Genomic DNA, 17246 nt, shown 5'->3' on the forward strand with positions numbered 1-17246 from the left:
GACCAAAAAACTCTAGACCGCCACACTCCCGCACTTTCCGCGACTGCAACCGCTTTCTTGAGCGCATTCAGCCAGGCGGTCCTGCCTGGACTGCTATGCCCGCACCACTTCTCAACCTACTGATTCCCCGATTTATTGATGCGAAAAACCATCGTATACAGGGCTGGGGTAAAAAGCAGGGTCAGGATCGTTGCGACAAATAATCCGCCCATGATGGCCACGGCCATGGGCCCCCAGAAGACGTTGCGCGACAGGGGAATCATGGCCAGGATCGCGGCCAGGGCCGTCAGCACCACGGGACGCGTCCGCCTGATGGTCGCGTCGATCACGGCTTCAAAAGCCCCCATGCCTTCCTGAATGTCCTTTCCGATCTGGTCCACCAAAATGACGGTGTTGCGCATGATCATGCCGGCCAAGGCGAGAACGCCGAGCATGGCCACGAATCCAAAGGGTTGGCGGAAGAGCAGCAAGGCACCCACGGCACCGATCAGCCCCAGGGGGGCCGTGGTCAGCACCAGGAAGAGACTCGGGAAGCTTTGCACCTGAAACATCAGCAAAAGGAGCATGACCCCGCCGGCCACGGGCAACAGGTCGACAATGGACTGGTTGGCCTTGCCGCTTTCCTCGTAAGCGCCGCCGATTTCGATCCGGTAGTCCGGTGGGAGCGCTTTCTCGATGGGCTTGAGCTTGGGCGCAATCTGCATGGTGACATCCGGCGCCTGCACGCCCTTTTTGACTTCCGACCTGACCGTGATGGTCAAATCGCGGTCTTGCCGCCAGAGGATGGGTTCCTCGTACACATATTCCAGCCTGGCCACCTGGGAGAGGGGAATGATTTTCCCGTTGCGGATGCTGATGGTCAAATCCGCCAGGGCTTCCGGCCGCAGTCGCTCCTCTGGAACGGCCCGGGCCACGACATTGACCAGCTCGATGCCGTCTCGGACCTGGGTGATGGTGACGCCGGACAGGAGCGCCTGGAGGGCCTCGGCGATGTCCTGGGGCGTGAGCCCCAAAATCCTGGCCCGATCCTGGTCCACCACCAGCCGGATCGCCCTGGCCTGCTCGTTCCAATCCAGGTTGACGTCCATGGTGTTGGGATTGGCGCGCATGATGCCACGGACCTGATACGCTATTTCCCGCACACGATTCGGGTCGGGACCGATGACGCGAAATTGCACGGGATAACCGACAGGCGGCCCCAGAAACAACGTCGTCACGCGCACCCTGGCCTCGGGGAGTCCGCCCCGGGCGGCAAAGGCTTCGACGCGGGCCTTGACGCGGTCACGGGCGGCCGCGTCCGCCGTATTGAGAACGGTCACGCCATAGCTTATGTCGGGGAGCTCCGGAGCCATGGGCAAAAACCAGCGGGGCGCGCCCGAACCGATGTAGCTGGTGTAGGTCTTGACTTCCTGATCCGCCTTGCAAAAGGCTTCCATTTTTTCCACGGCCCTGGCCGTCGCATTGAAAGCGGACCCGGCGGGCAGCCGCACTTCGACCAGAAGCTCCGGACGGGTGGAGGACGGGAAGAACTGGCGCGATACGAAGGAAAAACCGACAATGGAGGCGAGAAAGAGAAGCGAGGTCAGGCAGACAACCGTCTTGCGATGCGCAACGCACCAGCCAACGAGACGACGCAACCAGAGGTAGACCGGCGTCCGATAGATGGCGTGCGGATCTCCATGGCCGACGCCATGGAAATCCGGCAGCAATTTAAGACCAAGGTACGGCGTGAAAATAACAGCCACCAGCCAGGACGTCACCAGAGCGATGGCCACCACCCAGAAGATGCCGCCCGCGTATTCGCCGGAGGAGGATTTCGCGAACCCGACGGGTAAAAACCCCGCCGCCGTGACCAGCGTGCCGGTGAGCATGGGAAAGGCCGTGGCGGTCCAGGCGAACGTGGCGGCCTTGACCCGGTCGAACCCCTGCTCCATTTTGACCACCATCATTTCCACCGAAATGATGGCGTCGTCGACCAAAAGCCCCAGGGCGATAATGAGCGCGCCCAGGGAGATGCGTTCCAGACTTATGCCGAGCACGCTCATGATGGTCATGACCATGGCCAGCACCAGCGGCACGGCGAGCGCCACGACAATGCCCGTGCGCCAGCCCAGCGACAGGAAACTCACGGCCAGCACGATGACCAGCGCTTCGGCGAAGGACCGGATGAACTCGAACACGGATTCGTCCACGACTTGCGGCTGGTCGGCCACCCGGCTGATCTCGAAGCCCAGCGGCAGATCCTTCTTGATGCGGTCCATGGCGGCGTCCAGGTTGCGCCCCAGTTCCAGGATGTTGCCGCCCTTGGCCATGACCACGCCCAGGGCGATGCCGGGCTTGCCTTCATGGCGGGTGACGAACGTCGGGGGGTCCTGCGGGCCCCGGTGAAAGGTCGCGATGTCTCCTAAACGAAACACCTTGCCGCCGCTTTCGACAGGCACCTCGGCCAGGGCGTCGACGCCTTTGAGCGCGCCGTCCACGCGGATATAGACGGCGTCGGTGGCAGTCTCCAGATCGCCGGCCGGCGTCACCTCGTTTTGCTTGGCAATGGAGTCGAAGACGGTTTGGGGCGCGATCCCCAACGTGGCCAGCTTGGCGTTGTCGATCTCCACGAAAATGCATTCGGTTTGATCGCCGTAAAACCGCACCTTGGTCACGGAGGGAACCCGAAGCAGGGCCTGGCGGATGCTTTCGGCCTCATCCTTGAGTTGCCGCATGGTGAAGTCCGGGCCGGTCAAGACATACAACACCGAATCCACGTCACCGAACTCGTCGTTGAAAAAAGGGCCGAGGACGCCGGAGGGAAGATTGGACCGGATATCCCCCACCCGTTTTCGGACCTGGTACCAACATTCCCGCACCTCGGATGTCGGCGTCGATTCCAGGATCTCAAGCTTCATGACCACGCTGCCGGGCCTGGAATAGGTTTGTACCTTGTCGAAGTAGGGGACTTCCTGAAGTTTTTTCTCAATAGGATCGGCCACCAGACGCTGCATCTCGTCCGCCGTGGCTCCTGGCCAAGCCGCGCTGATGATCATCTGTTTCACGGTGAAATCGGGATCTTCGGCTCTCCCGAGATGGATATACGACCAGGCCCCGGACAGGGAGACAAGGATGATGAGGAACAGGGTGAGCGGCCGGTGGGTGACGGCCCACTCGGACAGGTTGATCCCTTTCACCGGATGTCCTCCTTCTCCCCGTCGGCCAAACGGACGGTCAGCCCCTTGTCGAGTTTATGGACGCCGGCCGTGACGATGGTGTCGCCGGCCGCGAGCTGGTCGCTTCGCACATAGGCGTCGCCCTCGGTGTAGTGGTCCACTGTGACCGGGACGAAGGTCAGCTGTCCGGTCTGGGCGTTGACGCGCCAGACGCCCGGGCCGCTGCCCTGGTTGAGCAGGGCGCTGGCCGGGATGCGGGCGGTCGGAGTGTCGGAGGTTTCGGAGAGGTGGAGGGTGGCCGTCATTCCCAAGTGCACGGAGGCATCGGCGTCAGACAGCGAATACCGCACGGCATAGGTTCTGGTGGCCGGGTCGGCCGACGGGGCGGTTTCGCGCAACACGGCCCGGTAACGGGCGTCATGGCTTGACCAAAGGGAAATTTCCGCCTTCGTCCCCTTGATGTCCTGGAGGCGTCGTTCAGGGATGTCGACCAGGACTTCCAACGCTCCCTTCTGGGCCACGGTGACGACACTCTGGCCGAGAGCCACGACTTGGCCGGCCTCGGCGCTCGTCTTGGTGACCACGCCGTCCGTGCTGGAAAGCAGTTTGGCATAACCAAGTTGACTTATGGCCAGCTTGAGGGCGCTGTCGGCTCTCTCCACACGCGACCGGGCTTCATCGGCCGACAGGTGTTTGAGGTCGTATTCGGACTTGCTGACCACCTGCTTGGACAGCAATGTGGCATAGCGCTTTTCATCACTCGAGGTCTGATCCCTGTTGGAGATGGCGGCCTTCAGTTCCGCCTGGGCGCTCTCCACGGAGAGGCGGAGATCTTTTTCGTCCAAGGTCGCCAGCACCTGGCCTTCCCTGACATGGTCCCCAACATCCACCAGACGTTTCTCGATGCGTCCGCCTACCCGAAAGGATTCCTGCACTTCGTGGCGCGCCACAATGACGCCGGAGTACGTTCGTCTTTCCGTCCCTCTGTCCAAGGCGATCCGCATGGTGTTGACCACAGGTCGGAAGGGAGTGCTGGACTCGGCCTCGTGACAACCGGCGAGACAAAGGCTCAGTGCCGCAATGAAAAGCAGTGCACCGCAATGAAGCACTTTGTATTTTGCCAGCGAAAATTCACCCTGTAAGAACATAAAACAACCTTCCTCGTTCTTGAGTCGCGAGCGATTTATTATTTGCTGACTGAGCTAAGTCCATGTAAGATCAGGTCAAGTAATTGATTAAGCGATTCATCGACATGGCCTTTTTCATTAATGCTCTCTTCGTCATTAATTTCGTGCTCAAGAAGTAATGGATAAATAAACACAGCCAAAGAGTTATGGACGGCTTCTGCCATTTTTACGCTATCTACTTTTCGAAATTCTCCAGAAGAGATGCCTTGTTCAATTATAATTCGCAGCAAATCTCTTATGCGATTGCTGTGACTTTGAATGACTTCCCAGTGCTCATTCATCGCAACAGCGACCATGTCATACAAGCATTTTTCATGAATGATATTATTTTTAACTGTTTTGTGATATTCTAGAATGATACGTTTCAAGCGTTCTGTTGAAGAACCATCCTTGACTAATGACTCCCAGCATTGAGATTCGATACTATGGACGAGTCGATTGCATATTGCTTCATTAATGCTCGCCTTAGAGGGAAAATATCTGTAGATGTTTGCCTGGCTCATTCCAAGCGCTTTGGCGATATCGGTAACTGTTGTTTTGGCGTATCCCACTTGACGAAATAAACTTTCGGCAGTCTCGATGATGTGGAGTTTTGTTGTCTCCACATCAGATATGGTTGCTTTTCGCCTCATGTGTCGGCCCCCGTTTGTTTGAGAGAGATTCTGGGCGCTTCCAAGCTCTGCTCAAAAATAATGATAAATTTTATTTTTTATAATTTTTCATGTCAAGCACAAAAAAAGGTGGCCCTCCTGAGAAGTAGAGCCACCTTTTCATGGGATTTTAGCCCATTAGCGGAGGGTTACACAAATTTCGTTACAGACCCTTATTTTAGGGAAGGCCGGCTGGTCCCGCTCTGGTCCCGCTTTTGAACCGGACAGGGGGAGGACCGGCGCGAGAACCGCCACGCCGCGAAGCGCTCTTGCAGGGCCATCACGAAGACGAAGAACACGGGCACGAAGAAAATGGCGAGCACAGTCGCGGTGACCATGCCGCCGAATACGCCGGTACCGATAGCGTGCTGGGTTTCGGCGCTGGCCCCGCTGGCGAGCATCAGCGGCACCACGCCCAGGCCGAAGGCCAGCGACGTCATCAGAATCGGGCGCAGTCGCAGCCGGGCCGCGGTTACCGCCGCTTCCGCCAGTCTCTTGCCTTGCTGGCGCAACTGCTTGGCGAGCTCGATGATGAGAATGGCGTTTTTCGCCGACAGGCCGATAACGGTGATCATGCCGACCTTGAAGAACACGTCGTTGGGCATGCCGCGCAGCGCCACCGCCCCCACGGCACCCAGCAGCCCCAACGGCACCACCATCATGACCGATAGCGGGATCGACCAGCTCTCGTACAGAGCGGCCAGCACCAGAAACACCACCAGGATCGACAGCGCCATCAGCAGCGGCGCTTGCGTGGCGGACTGGCGCTCCTGCAGGGATTGTCCTGTCCAGGCCACCGCGAAGCCAGGCGGCAACTGTTTTGCCAGTCGCTCCATCTCGGCCATCGCCTCGCCGCTGGAGACACCGGGAGCTGCATTGCCGGAGATGCGCGCCGCCGGGAAGCCCTGGTAGCGCACCAGTTGCAGCGGTGTCTCGCTCCATACCGGGGTCACCACCTCGGACAGCGGCATCATGCCGCCGTTGGCGTTACGCACATAGAGCTTGAGCACGTCGTCGATCTGCATGCGTGCCGACGCTTCGGCTTGAATGATGACCTGCTGCATGCGTCCGGCATTGGGGAAGTCGTTGACGTAGTATGACCCCATCGCGATGGACAGCGTGTCGCTGATGCTGGTGAACGACACGCCCAACGCCTCGGCCTTGTCCCGGTCGATGTCCAGGCGGATGCTGGAGCCGGCCGGAAGGCTGTCGGCATAGACGCCGCTGACGAGTCGGCTCTTCTTCGCCAGTTCAAGCAGCTTGGTCTCTGCCGCCTGGAGCGCGGCATGGCCCTGGTTGGCCCGGTCCTGCAGGCGCATGGTGAAGCCGGAGCTGTTGCCAAGCTCGTCGATGGCCGGCGGCAGCAGGGTAATCACTGTCCCTTCCCTGGTGCCGGACAGGGCAGCCTGGGCCAGGGCTACTTCGCCTTGGGCCGTGGCGCCGTTGCGCTCGCCCCAGTCCTTGAGCATGGTGAAGGCCATGGCCGCGTTTGGGCCGGAGCCGGAGAAGCCAAAGCCGACGACGGTCATATTGGATCGGATCGATGGACGCGAGGCCGCGTGCCGCTCGTAGGCCTTGACCACTTCCAGCGTGCGCTCGACGGTGGCATCGGCGGGCAACTGGATGGAAGCCAAGAAATAGCCCTGGTCTTCCTCCGGCAGGAAGGACGATGGCAGATGGCGGAAAGAAACCATGAGGGCTGCACAGAGTGCGGCGAACACCAGCATCATCCGTCCTGATCGTGTCACCAGCTTGCCCAAGCGTGTTTCATAGCCCAAGGTCATGCGCTCGAAGCGGCGGTTGAACCAGCCGAGAAACCCGCGCTTCTCGTGGTGCCCCGCAACGTGGGGCCTGAGCAACGTCGCGCAGAGAGCGGGCGTTAAGGTCAGCGCGAGGAAGGCCGAAAACAGGATCGACACCGCCATGGACAGCGTGAACTGTTTGTAGATCGCGCCGACCGTGCCGCTGGCCAGGGCCATGGGGATGAACACGGCAGTCAAAACCAGGGTGATGCCGATCACCGCGCCGGTGATCTCCCGCATCGCCTGGATCGTCGCGTCTCGTGGCGACAAACCCTTCTCGGCCATGATGCGTTCGACATTCTCGACGACGACGATGGCATCGTCGACGATGATGCCGATTGCGAGCACCATGCCGAACATGGTCAGTACGTTGATTGAGAAGCCCGATGCAAGCATCACCGCGAAGGTTCCCAGCAGTGCGATTGGCGCAACGATCGCCGGGATCAACGTATAGCGAATGTTTTGCAGGAAAAGGAACATGACCAGAAACACCAGCACCATCGCCTCGATCAGCGTGTGGATGACCTTCACAATGGAGATCTTGACGAACGGCGCGGTATTAAACGGGATCGAATAGCTCATGCCAGCCGGCATGGTGCCACTCAGCTCGGCCATCCGCGCCTCGACTTCCTCGGCGGTCCTGACCGCATTGGCTCCAGGTGCGAGCTGTATGGCCGCGGCGGTGGCGGTTTTGCCGTCTTCGCGGTTGATGAAACCGTAGGACTGTGAGCCGAGTTCGACCCGGGCCACGTCGCCAAGCACCACCTTGGATCCGTCGGGGTTGGCGCGCAGCACGATGGCGGCGAACTGTTCGGGTGTGGACAGCTGGCCCTGCACCGTGAGCGATACCGTCACGCGCTGCCCTGGAAGCGCCGGCATGGCCCCGACGCTGCCGGGCGCGATCTGAACATTCTGCTGGCTGACGGCCGCGGACAGATCGTTCATCGACAGGCCAAAGGCAATCAGCTTGGCCGGATCGACCCAAATCCGCATCGCCTGCTCCGCGCCGAACAGCTGCACACGGCCTACGCCTTCGATGCGGCGCAGTTCGTCGACGATGTTGCGCGCCATGTAGTCGTTCAGCACCGCCTCATCGAAGCGCCCGTCGTCGGATCTGAGGCCGACGAGCATCAGGAAGCCGGACGCGGAGGTCTCCACGGTCAGACCGTTTTGGCGCACTATCTGCGGCAAACGTGGCTCGATGGCCTTGAGCTTGTTTTGCACGTCGATCTGCGCCATGTCCGGGTCGGTGCCCGGTTTGAAGGTGGCGCTGATGGACGCCGCACCCGAGGAATCGGACGATGATTCGAAGTACAACAGATTCTTGACACTGGAGAGCTCGCGCTCAATGAGGCTGATCACCCCGTCGTTCATGGTCTGCGGCGTGGCTCCGGGGTAGGTCGCGGAAATGGTGACGGTGGACGGCGCCACCGAAGGAAACCGGGCAATGGGTAGATTGGGAATAGCGATCACGCCCAGCAGGATGATAAACAGGGCGACGACCCAGGCGAACACCGGGCGATGGATGAAGAACTGAGGCATGACGACCTGCTCCCGAGCGTTCAGTGCGAAAGTGCCGCAGTTGTAGGTTCAGGTGTCTGCCACTCGTGCGCTTGCACCTTGATGCCGTTGGACAGGCGCGCCATCCCCTCGACCACGATGGTTTGCCCGGCGGCGAGGCCGGACTGGACGCGATAGTGCCGATTGAGCAGCTCGCCCAGTTTGACCGGGGTGAGTTTCGCCCGGTTCTGCGCATCGAGGATCCAGATTTGCGGCGCACCGTCGTTTCGTATCACCGCTTGCTGCGGCACCATCAGCGCTGCGGCATAGCTGGTACGCGGCACGCGTGCGCGCACGAACATGCCCGGCAGGAGCAGGCGTTGCGGGTTGTCCACCAGCACGCGCAGCAGTACGTCGCCGGTGCCGGCATCGACGTTTATGCCCGAGAACAGGATGCGCCCGGTGACATCATACGCCTCGCCATCGCTTCGCAAGATGGCCACGGGCAGCCCCTCCTCGGCGTTTGCTTGTCGCGTTGCCAGCGCTTGGCGCAGCGATTCGAGCGAGGACGCCGGGCGGCGTACATCGACGTAGACCTGGTCGATCTGATGGATACGTGCCATGGGACTGCTGTCGCCGCGACCGACCAGCGCGCCCTCGCTCACCAGCGCCTGCTCGATGCGCCCGGAAATAGGCGCTTCCACCGTGGCGAACTTCAGATCAAGCTGGCGTCGCTTCAGCGTGGCGCGGGCCTGCGCCACGTCGGCGGCCGCCTGGTCGCGCAGGGAGACCGCGTCGTCGTAGACCTGGTGGCTGACCGCGCCAACCTCGACTAAAGTCCGCAGCCGTCTGGTTTGCAGCTGAGCTCGCGCCAACGCGACCTCGGCTCGTTGCAGGGCTGCTCTCGTGGCGTCGACATCGGCCTTGAATGGTGCCGGGTTGATCTGGAACAGTGGCTGGCCGGCCCGCACCTCGGTGCCCTGTTCGAACAGGCGGCGCTGGACGATGCCGCTGACCTGCGGCCGGATCTCGGCGATGCGTACCGCGGCGACGCGCCCTGGCAGAACCTCACTCAGTTCCAACCGCGACGGCGTGACGGTCATAACGGATACCAGTGGTGGGGGGAGCGTCTCCTCCGGTTCGGCCTGACTGCAGCCGGCCAATAGCAAAACCGCTAGGGCAAACAAGCCGCCATGGCGGCACAGTCGTTTGATCTTCATGGTGGATTCCTTCAGGAGCAGGCAGCCCTGTGCCCGCAAAGATGGCGTCTCCTTGCCTTGACTCGATGGATTTTCGATGGATATGAGATGTAAATTCGATGGAGTAGAAAAAATTGCCATGCTTGAACGGAAATCCCACTCCGAGTGGCCCGAAGGTACCGAATCCCTGGTGCTGATCGCCGAGGACGAGTCCGAGATCGCCGAAATCCTCGCCGCCTATCTGGCGCGCGGCGGCATGCGCACTGTGCATGCCGCAGACGGCCTCCGGGCGCTCGAGCTGCACCAGGCCCTTAAGCCCGACCTCGTACTGCTCGACGTGCAGATGCCGGGCAGGGACGGGTGGCAGGTGCTTTCCGAGATCCGCCATCGGGGTGACACGCCCGTCATCATGCTGACGGCGCACGACCAGGACATCGACAAACTGATGGGGCTGCGCATCGGCGCCGACGACTATATCGTCAAGCCGTTCAATCCGGCTGAAGTCGTGGCCAGGACGCAGGCGGTGCTGCGCCGCTCCATGACGCGCGGCAATTGCCAAAATCGGCGCATCCTGCGCGTAGCGCCTTTTCTAATCGACCTGGAGAACCACGAAGCCAGCGTACGGGTCTTGGGCCAGCGCCAGATCCTGACGCTGACGTTGACGGAGTTTAAGCTGCTGGCCCATCTGGCGGGTGCGCCCAAGCGGGTGTTCAGCCGCACCGAACTGCTGGTCGCCTGCCTGCCGGAGGGGGATGCCCTGGAGCGCACGGTGGACAGCCACATCAGCAAGCTTCGCAAGAAGCTGGAGGATCTCGGCGTCCAGGGAATCCCGGTTGGCGTGCGCGGGGTCGGCTACAAGTTGCGGGGCAACGAATGAAATTGGTCGGGCTGAGTCGCCAGATCATGCTGGCGATGATGGCGATCGCGCTGGGCGTCGCGTTGCTCGTCATCCTGACGTCGTACGCGTTCTACTATCTGTGGCAAATCTATTGGCCTGATAATTCCTTGGACTACAGCTGGATACCTGCGGGGCCGGAGTGGATATGGATCATCGGCGCGACGCTGGCCGGTCTGGCGTTGTCTATTCTCGTGGCAGTCAACCTGTCGCGCCGCATTCTGGTTCCGCTGAACTCGGTGGCGGCCAGCATCCGCCGCGTGGCTCAGGGGGATCTCGACGCGCGTGCCGTGCCGGGCGATCGCTCTCTGGGCGAAGCCGCCCAATTGGCGGACGACTTCAATGCGCTGGCGAATCAGTTGCAGCGCATGACCGAGGAACAGGCGTTCTGGAACGCCGCGATCGCTCACGAACTGCGCACCCCTGTGACAATCCTGCGCGGCCGCCTGCAAGGCCTGGCCGAAGGCGTTTTCACGCCCAGCACATCCCAGTTCCTCAGCTTGCTGACGCAGGTTGAGGGCTTGACGCGATTGATCGAGGATCTGCGCGTGGTGAGTCTGGTGGAAAGCGGCCATCTGGATTTGCAGTTGCGAGAGGCGCAGCTTGACGCTGAAATCAACGCCGTGGTGGACATGGTTGGTGACGCGCTGCAGTCGGCGGGCCAGCGTGCGATCCTGGACCTGGACGCACGGTCCGTATGCTGCGATCCGGTGCGTATCCGGCAGGCGCTGCTGGCGCTCCTGAATAACGTGTGCCGGTATGCCGTGGCGGGGCACGTGCGAATCCAGTCTCACGTGAAGGATGGCTGGTGTGAACTCAGCGTCGAGGATGACGGGCCAGGCATGCCAGAAGACTTAATTCCTTATTTGTTTACGGCGTTCAGACGCGCGCAAGGCGCGCGCTCGGGCGGCAGCGGCCTGGGGTTGGCCGTGGTGGCCGCCATCGCGCGTGCGCATGGGGGACGCGCTACATGCAGCACGGCCGCCAGCGGCGGCTCGGTTTTCACGCTGACCTGGCCCATCGACCCAGTCCATGGCCTGCCAGGGCCAGATCGTGGCGAACACGAATGATCCTGTTGGCGAAATGCCAACGGGATCTTCTTCTTTTTATCGGCCTGAGATTCGGACTTTGGCGCAGCTTTGGTCAGCCGTTGGCGGTGGTGGCCAACTGAAGCTGGCGATTCTACTTTTCCTGCTGATTTTGCAAAGATTTTGCTTCGGATGGGGTTTGGATGGCCCCATCTTGGCGCAAGTATGCGGCCTTACGCGGCAGGAGTGTATCTCCTGGGCCGGATGATCACGAACCAGACAATGATTGGGTAAGTTCCTTGTCATTGAAGACTTTGAAAATGCTCGACAACATGATCCACAAATAGACGGATGCGCTTCGGCATCCGGTCATTAGGCAGCGTCAGGTTGATATCAACCTTGGCCAAAGGCCAGTCGGGAAGAAGTTGAACAAAATCACCATTTTTATCAAATAGTTTGGCGAGTTGGGGAATGACTGTGGTCACACCCTGGCCGGCAAGGACCCTGTCAAGGTTGCTTTGGCTGCAAACAAGGCGATATGCGTTGCATTATAAATGATGATATGCAAAAAATTTATGACGCACTTGCGCATGCAGATGTCCTTGTTTTAGGATCGCCCATTTACATGGGACAGATGAGCTCCCAGACGAAGATATTCACCGACAGGTTGTTCGCGCAGTACAATCCGCGATTTTCTCCCCATTTTAGGGGGCAAAATGTTGCGAAAAAGATAGTCCTTGTATTTAGTCAGGGAAATCCTGACCCATGTAAATTTCAAGCGTATTATGATTACACAAGAAACATATTTAAGATGCTGGAATTTGAGGTGGAGGGTGTGCATGTCGTCGCCGGTACGCGGAATGAACAGGCACAAGAAAGAAAAAATTTGTGCACTGCCATGAAAGGCGTTGGTTCATCATTAGTGCTAGAACAATTTTTGGAATAATGCAAAGTTGACCCTCAGATCTTTTTCCAGATCAGACGGCAAAAACAACGTCCCAGTGTTACTCAGGAAGCTGCCGTTTCAATCCGAACACGACAGCCGCCCATCCAGCGCCACGGATAATCCCGATGACGCCGATGCGCACTCGGTCGAATAGGGCTGTCACCAATCCCAAACTCCGTATCGTCACCGGACATACGATGTTTCGTATCCGGCGATCCCGAAATGATGTCCGGAGCCCGGCCCTTGAACAGAATGGGGGCGGATGTCTGAACCCTATCGCACGCGCCAGAAGCAAGAAAAGGGGGGGCCATCGCTGACCACCCCTTTGTCGGTGAACCATGTTCTCAAGTTCCAGATGATATGAAAAGGCCCGCGCAGGTCACTCAAAGCATATCGACCCAGGTGATGATCGACGCATTCACATCGTCCTTCCGATCCTGCATGATCCAATGGCCAGCGGCTTCCCACAGATCGACCTTTGATTTCGGGTGAGAAAACCATGTACGCATCCGATCGGCTTGTCCTTTACCTCTACAAAGATGATAGAATGGGATGCTGATGGTTTTGCAGAATACCTCGCTTTGCTTTCCAAGTCCGACTTGATTGGGGCCAAAAAACAAAGGGCCAAAGGATTCACGTACAGGATAGACCGGTGTGCCCTGAAGACGTCTGGCATGCCACCGTTTTAAAGCAGGGTCTGTGGCTTTGTCGTAGAATCCAGCAAACAAGGCGGACCCTACATCGGCTGGATTATCGCGTTGTAGATCATCAACTGCCTTTTGAAATGTGGGAGCGAGTTTGTCGGAAAATCCGAGCGAACCATCAACCGAGACGACCCCCTCAATCAGGTCCGGTCGTTTGTTCGCTAGGCGGGCAGCGATTTGCCCTCCCATCGAGTGTCCCACCAGCACAAATGTCTCGCTTGAAAACTTGGTTTCGATGAGAGTTTCGATGTCTGCGACATAGTCATCCGGCATGTAAGTTCCAGACTGCATTACCTCAGATCTACCGTGTCCGCGTAGATCTATCGCAACAACGCGATAACGGCTTTCAAATGCTGGGAGTTGCCAACTCCAATCGTGAGAATCACAACTCCAACCGTGAAGAAGCATCATATTTCTGCCTTTTCCGGTGTCGGTATAAAAGAGTTTAGCAATTCGTTTGCTTGCGGCGAAGGCCTGTATTGGAGTAGTTGTAGCGGTGGCTAACCCCATCAGCGTCATAATGTCGCGTAGGGGCTTGGCCATAATTGACGAGGCTGCGGTCAGGCCTAGCAGTTTCATTAGGCCGCGCCGGGACATGGTCGTGTTTTGTGTTTTCAATGCGGACATCCTTTGAAAGTTTCTCGCCGGCATCAACGTCGGCAACCGTTAATGAAGTGGGCTGATGCGCATTAAATATGTTATACTCATAGCGTCAATTACGCACCTTAAGGTTAGTAGATATTGGAGTTGCCCCCGTTAAACCGGACACCCCGCAGTTGCTGACAAGCGGATAAACTCCCTGGGTGAGAGCATCCGCAGCCCTTTGTGGGGGTGCATTTCATTGTAGTCCTCGAACCATGCCGCAAGCTGGCTCAGGACGGTCTGGGCGTCCGGGCGATCGTTGACGTACACGTAATCGCGTTTGAAGGTCTTTACGAAGGCCTCGGCCATGCCGTTGCTCTCCGGGCTTCTGACCGGGGTGAACCTGCTCACTAGGCCCAGCCAGGACGCGAATTGCACAGTCTCCTTGGCCGCGAAGCAGGAGCCATTGTCGGTTAGCCATTCCACCCGATGCGGCGCATGGCTCATGCCGAATCGTTTCTCCACGCATTCCAGCATCAGGTCGCGCACCATCGAACCTGAGATGCCGCACGTCGAGGCAGCAAACCCCATGATCTCGCGGTCGCAGCAGTCCAGAGCAAAGACCACACGCACTTTCTCGCCGTTCCAACAGCCGACCTCGAACGCGTCCGAACTCCAACGCAGGTTGCGTCGCAGGGTGATGACCTTGCCTTCATGCGACCGCTCGGGCCTGTTGCCCGTGTGCCTGGCCAAAAGCAGGCCGTGAAGCCGCATGATCCGGTACACGCGTTTGTGGTTTACCCGGGCTTCCCCCAGTTGCACGAGACGCCGGTTCAGTAGCGCGCACACCCGCCGGTAGCCGTAGGTCAGCCGCCCGTCGACGATCTCACGGATCAAAGGTAGCAGGACTTCGTCCTGGGCCTTGGAATAACGGGGAGAGCGGTTCCTTGGTCCGGGCACCAGTCGTTCGGACAACTGCGAACGGGCCACGTCGAACGCCTCTGCCACCCGCTTCACAGGGAATCCTCCTCGAAGGGCAACGGCGTGCGCGAGATCAGTTTTTTTTCGCGCGCGATTTTGATGCCTTCCTTGAGGATTTCCACTTCCATCGTCTTCTTGCCCAGGAGTCGTTCCAACTCCCGGACCCGCTTCTTGAGCGCGCGATTCTCAGAGGCGCTGACCACCTCTTCGTCTGCCTGAACCGCGACCTTGCCGCCCTCGCTCATGAGTTTCCTCCAGCGGAAGAGGAGACTTGGCGCAACGCCATATTGGCGGGCCACGTAGGAAACGCTCATCCCTGGCCGGGACGACTCCTCCACGATCCGCAGTTTTTCCGCCAACGGCCAACGACGGCGCTCGACCATGTTGACCACCTCGACCGTGGGAATCTCGTTAGCACTCTGTCTGGACATACCTCTAGACCTATCTCCTAGGTTCAAGAGGGTGTCCGGTCCAAATGGGGGCTACTCCAGATATACAGGAGGATATTGCCATGCCAGAAAAAGTGAACCCTGTTTTTTTCGCGGACTGCGCGGCGCGGTCATTCTTCGACCAAGTTGCAAACAAATGGTCTGTGATGATTTTGACTATCCTAGAAGAGAAGCCGGCTCGATTTAACGAGTTCATGCGCAGGCTTGAGGGCATTACGCATAAGGCGTTGACGCAGGCATTGAGGCGACTGGAAAGAAATGGGTTGATTATGCGCAGGGTGATTGCAACTTCTCCTGTCGCCGTCGAGTATTCAATCACCGAGCTTGGCATAACGCTGCAGATACCTTTAGAAGCTGTCTACACTTGGGCGATAAAGCACCTTGCCCAAATTGAAGAAGCACGTAAGCACTATGACATTAAAGTGGAACATCACGCAGTGTCTGGCGGCCGGTGAAATCTTACGTTGGGAGTATACTGCGATTTCCTGAGCTTTTGGCCCAGGGGGAGTCCAATAGGGGAGCTTTAAGAAAACGTCCCAGGAGGAGCCCGGTAGAGAGCAGGAGAGGAGTGCCCGAGGGAAAAGCCCAAGCCCAAATTCCCCCGGGGGAGGAGCTTCAGCTGCTTACTTGGGTAACGTATTGAGATTCTAGCTAGTTCTGGAGTGCAGGAAGCTGCATCTCCTGATTTTCAGCAGATGGGGCAGTGAAATTGGTCTGCTCAGAGCAGAATCAGCTATACAAGGGCTAGTTTGCTTTTTCCCTTGAATCTCGCTGAAGTAGCTCGATTTTGGTGGAATCATCGAGAAAAAGTCGCATCCGGTCGCAGAGTCCTGCGAATTTTCAGTTCCAATCAGTGCCAATACGCCGGAAACAGCCCCATCACCGGTCCTGGGAGAGGGTAGGGCAGACATAGTGACGTATCTAGCTGTAATTCCGACTATTTCAAATACGCGTTTTTTCGCGTTTTTGACTCAGCAGTATTTTCCCCTTTTCGAAGGAATTGCATCTTTTGCCGTTAAAAATGATTAATCAGCTTTCACACGGCTTCTGTTGACATCCTTTGTTTTTGCTATACGCTCAAATCTGAAACTACGACATAAAAAACGAAGGAGACTCACCCATGCCTATCGCATCTAAATTCGACGCGATGAAACTTCGCACGATGATCACCGAAGGAAAGACCGCTCAACAAATTATGGATGTCTTCGATATTCCCAAAACCACCCTGAAAAATCATCTCACGAAACTTATGACGCTTGATGAGAAGTTCTACAAGATCGAAGGGATGGATGCTCGTGTGGCATCTGGAAGCGTGAAGTTCTCTGGTACTGGTCTCCGTCTGTCCCCGACGCTCCTGGCCAACTACGGCTTCAAGCAGGGCGACGAGTTCAAGGTCTCCTGCATGGAAGAGGGGAGAATTGTTCTGGAGAAGAAGTAGCTAGAATTTCAGATAGTTCTGTGAAATGGCCTACGTCGTCCAGAAAAATTGGTTGGCGTGGGTCTTTATTTGTTTGCGGGAAGAGTATATGATAGCAAATATTACAAATATGTAAAGATTGATTGCCCTGTAGGTTGGCGTGCTCTTGACGTGAGGATGCTATTCTAATTCTGTAACCATGACAAGAGCAAACACTTTCGGGTTCGGTCTATAAATGAGTTACGAATCATCAGCGTTGGTTAGTTCAGTGGAATGTTTAAAGTGCGGGAAATGTTGTTCCTGCTTAACGTTTTGGTATAGCTCTGCCGAAGGTATGGATAAGCGGATTGAGTTTCTTGATAGCGAAATCGTAACGTATTATAAAACAAATATTTTCATAAAAGAGGTCGAACAGCTTATAGTTAAGATTAATATTCCGTGTAAATATTACCATGATAATGATGCCGGTGCTAAGCATTGTATTATATGGGAATCGCCAAAGCGTCCACTAATGTGTCGAGTTTACCCTTCGAATCAATTTATAGATTATATTAACAAGCAACTTTTTGTTAATAAATCCTACATCGAAAAGGCAAAGATTGTTTTGTCACAAATTTGTCCAGCAGTAGAATGCTTGACTACTGACGATATACTAGCTGAGCAACGTCGCGTTAAAGAAAAGTGGGATTTGAATAGCTTTAAGAGGGATTGATAATGTTAAGCTCTGTCGTCGTTTTTGTCAAGGGAT

At 57.5% G+C, this 17246-nt stretch carries 13 protein-coding genes and 1 pseudogene; 6 read left to right on the forward strand and 8 right to left on the reverse strand.

The genetic code is table 11. The features are described from left to right. Positions 1–116: 116 nt before the first annotated feature. The 5 genes and pseudogenes from K9F62_10955 to K9F62_10975 form a co-directional block, all read right to left on the reverse strand. Positions 117–3179 carry an efflux RND transporter permease subunit gene (locus tag K9F62_10955; GenBank protein UJX39251.1) on the reverse strand — a complete coding sequence of 1021 codons (3063 nt, stop codon included), beginning with the start codon at positions 3177–3179 and terminating at the stop codon, positions 117–119. Further along, positions 3176–4306 carry an efflux RND transporter periplasmic adaptor subunit gene (locus K9F62_10960; protein UJX39252.1) on the reverse strand — a complete coding sequence of 377 codons (1131 nt, stop codon included), beginning with the start codon at positions 4304–4306 and terminating at the stop codon, positions 3176–3178. Before K9F62_10960 ends, K9F62_10955 begins: the two co-directional genes overlap by 4 nt. Positions 4307–4344: 38 nt before the next feature. Further along, positions 4345–4977 (reverse strand): TetR/AcrR family transcriptional regulator, encoded by a 633-nt coding sequence (locus K9F62_10965; protein UJX39253.1) that lies wholly within the window; start codon positions 4975–4977, stop codon positions 4345–4347. 254 nt (positions 4978–5231) lie between these two features. After that, positions 5232–8339, reverse strand: a pseudogene (locus K9F62_10970) (multidrug efflux RND transporter permease subunit). 20 nt (positions 8340–8359) lie between these two features. After that, positions 8360–9517 (reverse strand): efflux RND transporter periplasmic adaptor subunit, encoded by a 1158-nt coding sequence (locus K9F62_10975; GenBank protein UJX39254.1) that lies wholly within the window; start codon positions 9515–9517, stop codon positions 8360–8362. Between the two features lie 118 nt (positions 9518–9635). On the opposite strand from K9F62_10975, the gene K9F62_10980 reads away from it, so the two are divergent. Beyond that, positions 9636–10373 carry a response regulator gene (locus K9F62_10980; GenBank protein UJX39255.1) on the forward strand — a complete coding sequence of 246 codons (738 nt, stop codon included), beginning with the start codon at positions 9636–9638 and terminating at the stop codon, positions 10371–10373. Then, the gene (locus tag K9F62_10985) at positions 10370–11461 is read left to right on the forward strand and encodes a HAMP domain-containing protein (protein UJX39256.1); all 1092 of its coding nucleotides are present in this window, start codon (positions 10370–10372) and stop codon (positions 11459–11461) included. Before K9F62_10980 ends, K9F62_10985 begins: the two co-directional genes overlap by 4 nt. A 260-nt stretch (positions 11462–11721) precedes the next feature. On the opposite strand, the gene K9F62_10990 is transcribed toward K9F62_10985, so the two are convergent. Continuing rightward, a complete protein-coding gene (locus K9F62_10990; GenBank protein ID UJX39257.1) occupies positions 11722–11904 on the reverse strand; it encodes a hypothetical protein in 183 nt (60 codons plus the stop codon). 53 nt (positions 11905–11957) lie between these two features. On the opposite strand from K9F62_10990, the gene K9F62_10995 reads away from it, so the two are divergent. Then, on the forward strand, positions 11958–12365 hold the full coding sequence (locus tag K9F62_10995) for a flavodoxin family protein (protein UJX39258.1): 408 nt from the start codon (positions 11958–11960) through the stop codon (positions 12363–12365). A 383-nt stretch (positions 12366–12748) separates the two neighbouring features. Here K9F62_10995 and K9F62_11000 read toward each other — a convergent pair whose 3' ends face one another. Together K9F62_11000 and K9F62_11005 are read right to left on the reverse strand one after the other, a co-directional pair. Then, a complete protein-coding gene (locus K9F62_11000) occupies positions 12749–13687 on the reverse strand; it encodes an alpha/beta hydrolase (GenBank protein ID UJX39259.1) in 939 nt (312 codons plus the stop codon). A gap of 138 nt (positions 13688–13825) precedes the next feature. Beyond that, positions 13826–15063 (reverse strand): IS3 family transposase gene (locus K9F62_11005; GenBank protein ID UJX39260.1). Its coding sequence is split into 2 segments (ribosomal slippage): positions 13826–14718 and positions 14718–15063, totalling 1239 coding nucleotides; the frame shifts between segments, so codons are not numbered across the junction. 80 nt (positions 15064–15143) lie between these two features. On the opposite strand from K9F62_11005, the gene K9F62_11010 reads away from it, so the two are divergent. The 3 genes from K9F62_11010 (at position 15144) to K9F62_11020 (ending at position 17210) form a co-directional block, all read left to right on the forward strand. After that, positions 15144–15536: a helix-turn-helix transcriptional regulator gene (locus K9F62_11010; GenBank protein UJX39261.1), complete on the forward strand. Its 393-nt coding sequence runs from the start codon at positions 15144–15146 to the stop codon at positions 15534–15536. Positions 15537–16201: 665 nt separating this feature from the next. Next, positions 16202–16519 carry a helix-turn-helix domain-containing protein gene (locus K9F62_11015; GenBank protein ID UJX39262.1) on the forward strand — a complete coding sequence of 106 codons (318 nt, stop codon included), beginning with the start codon at positions 16202–16204 and terminating at the stop codon, positions 16517–16519. Between the two features lie 214 nt (positions 16520–16733). Next, positions 16734–17210 (forward strand): YkgJ family cysteine cluster protein, encoded by a 477-nt coding sequence (locus tag K9F62_11020; protein UJX39263.1) that lies wholly within the window; start codon positions 16734–16736, stop codon positions 17208–17210. Positions 17211–17246 lie beyond the last annotated feature (36 nt).

The organism is Desulfovibrio sp. JY, from assembly GCA_021730285.1.
In the GTDB taxonomy this organism is placed as follows: domain Bacteria; phylum Desulfobacterota; class Desulfovibrionia; order Desulfovibrionales; family Desulfovibrionaceae; genus Solidesulfovibrio.

Excerpts from the sequence above, each read along its gene's own strand:
- K9F62_11020 (UJX39263.1), top strand. The coding sequence starts at position 16,734 with ATGAGTTACGAATCATCAGCGTTGGTTAGTTCAGTGGAATGTTTAAAG.
- K9F62_11010 (UJX39261.1), top strand. The coding sequence starts at position 15,144 with ATGCCAGAAAAAGTGAACCCTGTTTTTTTCGCGGACTGCGCGGCGCGG.
- K9F62_10980 (UJX39255.1), top strand. The coding sequence starts at position 9,636 with ATGCTTGAACGGAAATCCCACTCCGAGTGGCCCGAAGGTACCGAATCC.
- K9F62_10960 (UJX39252.1), bottom strand. The coding sequence starts at position 4,306 with ATGTTCTTACAGGGTGAATTTTCGCTGGCAAAATACAAAGTGCTTCAT.
- K9F62_10985 (UJX39256.1), top strand. The coding sequence starts at position 10,370 with ATGAAATTGGTCGGGCTGAGTCGCCAGATCATGCTGGCGATGATGGCG.
- K9F62_10975 (UJX39254.1), bottom strand. The coding sequence starts at position 9,517 with ATGAAGATCAAACGACTGTGCCGCCATGGCGGCTTGTTTGCCCTAGCG.
- K9F62_11015 (UJX39262.1), top strand. The coding sequence starts at position 16,202 with ATGCCTATCGCATCTAAATTCGACGCGATGAAACTTCGCACGATGATC.
- K9F62_10995 (UJX39258.1), top strand. The coding sequence starts at position 11,958 with ATGCGTTGCATTATAAATGATGATATGCAAAAAATTTATGACGCACTT.
- K9F62_10965 (UJX39253.1), bottom strand. The coding sequence starts at position 4,977 with ATGAGGCGAAAAGCAACCATATCTGATGTGGAGACAACAAAACTCCAC.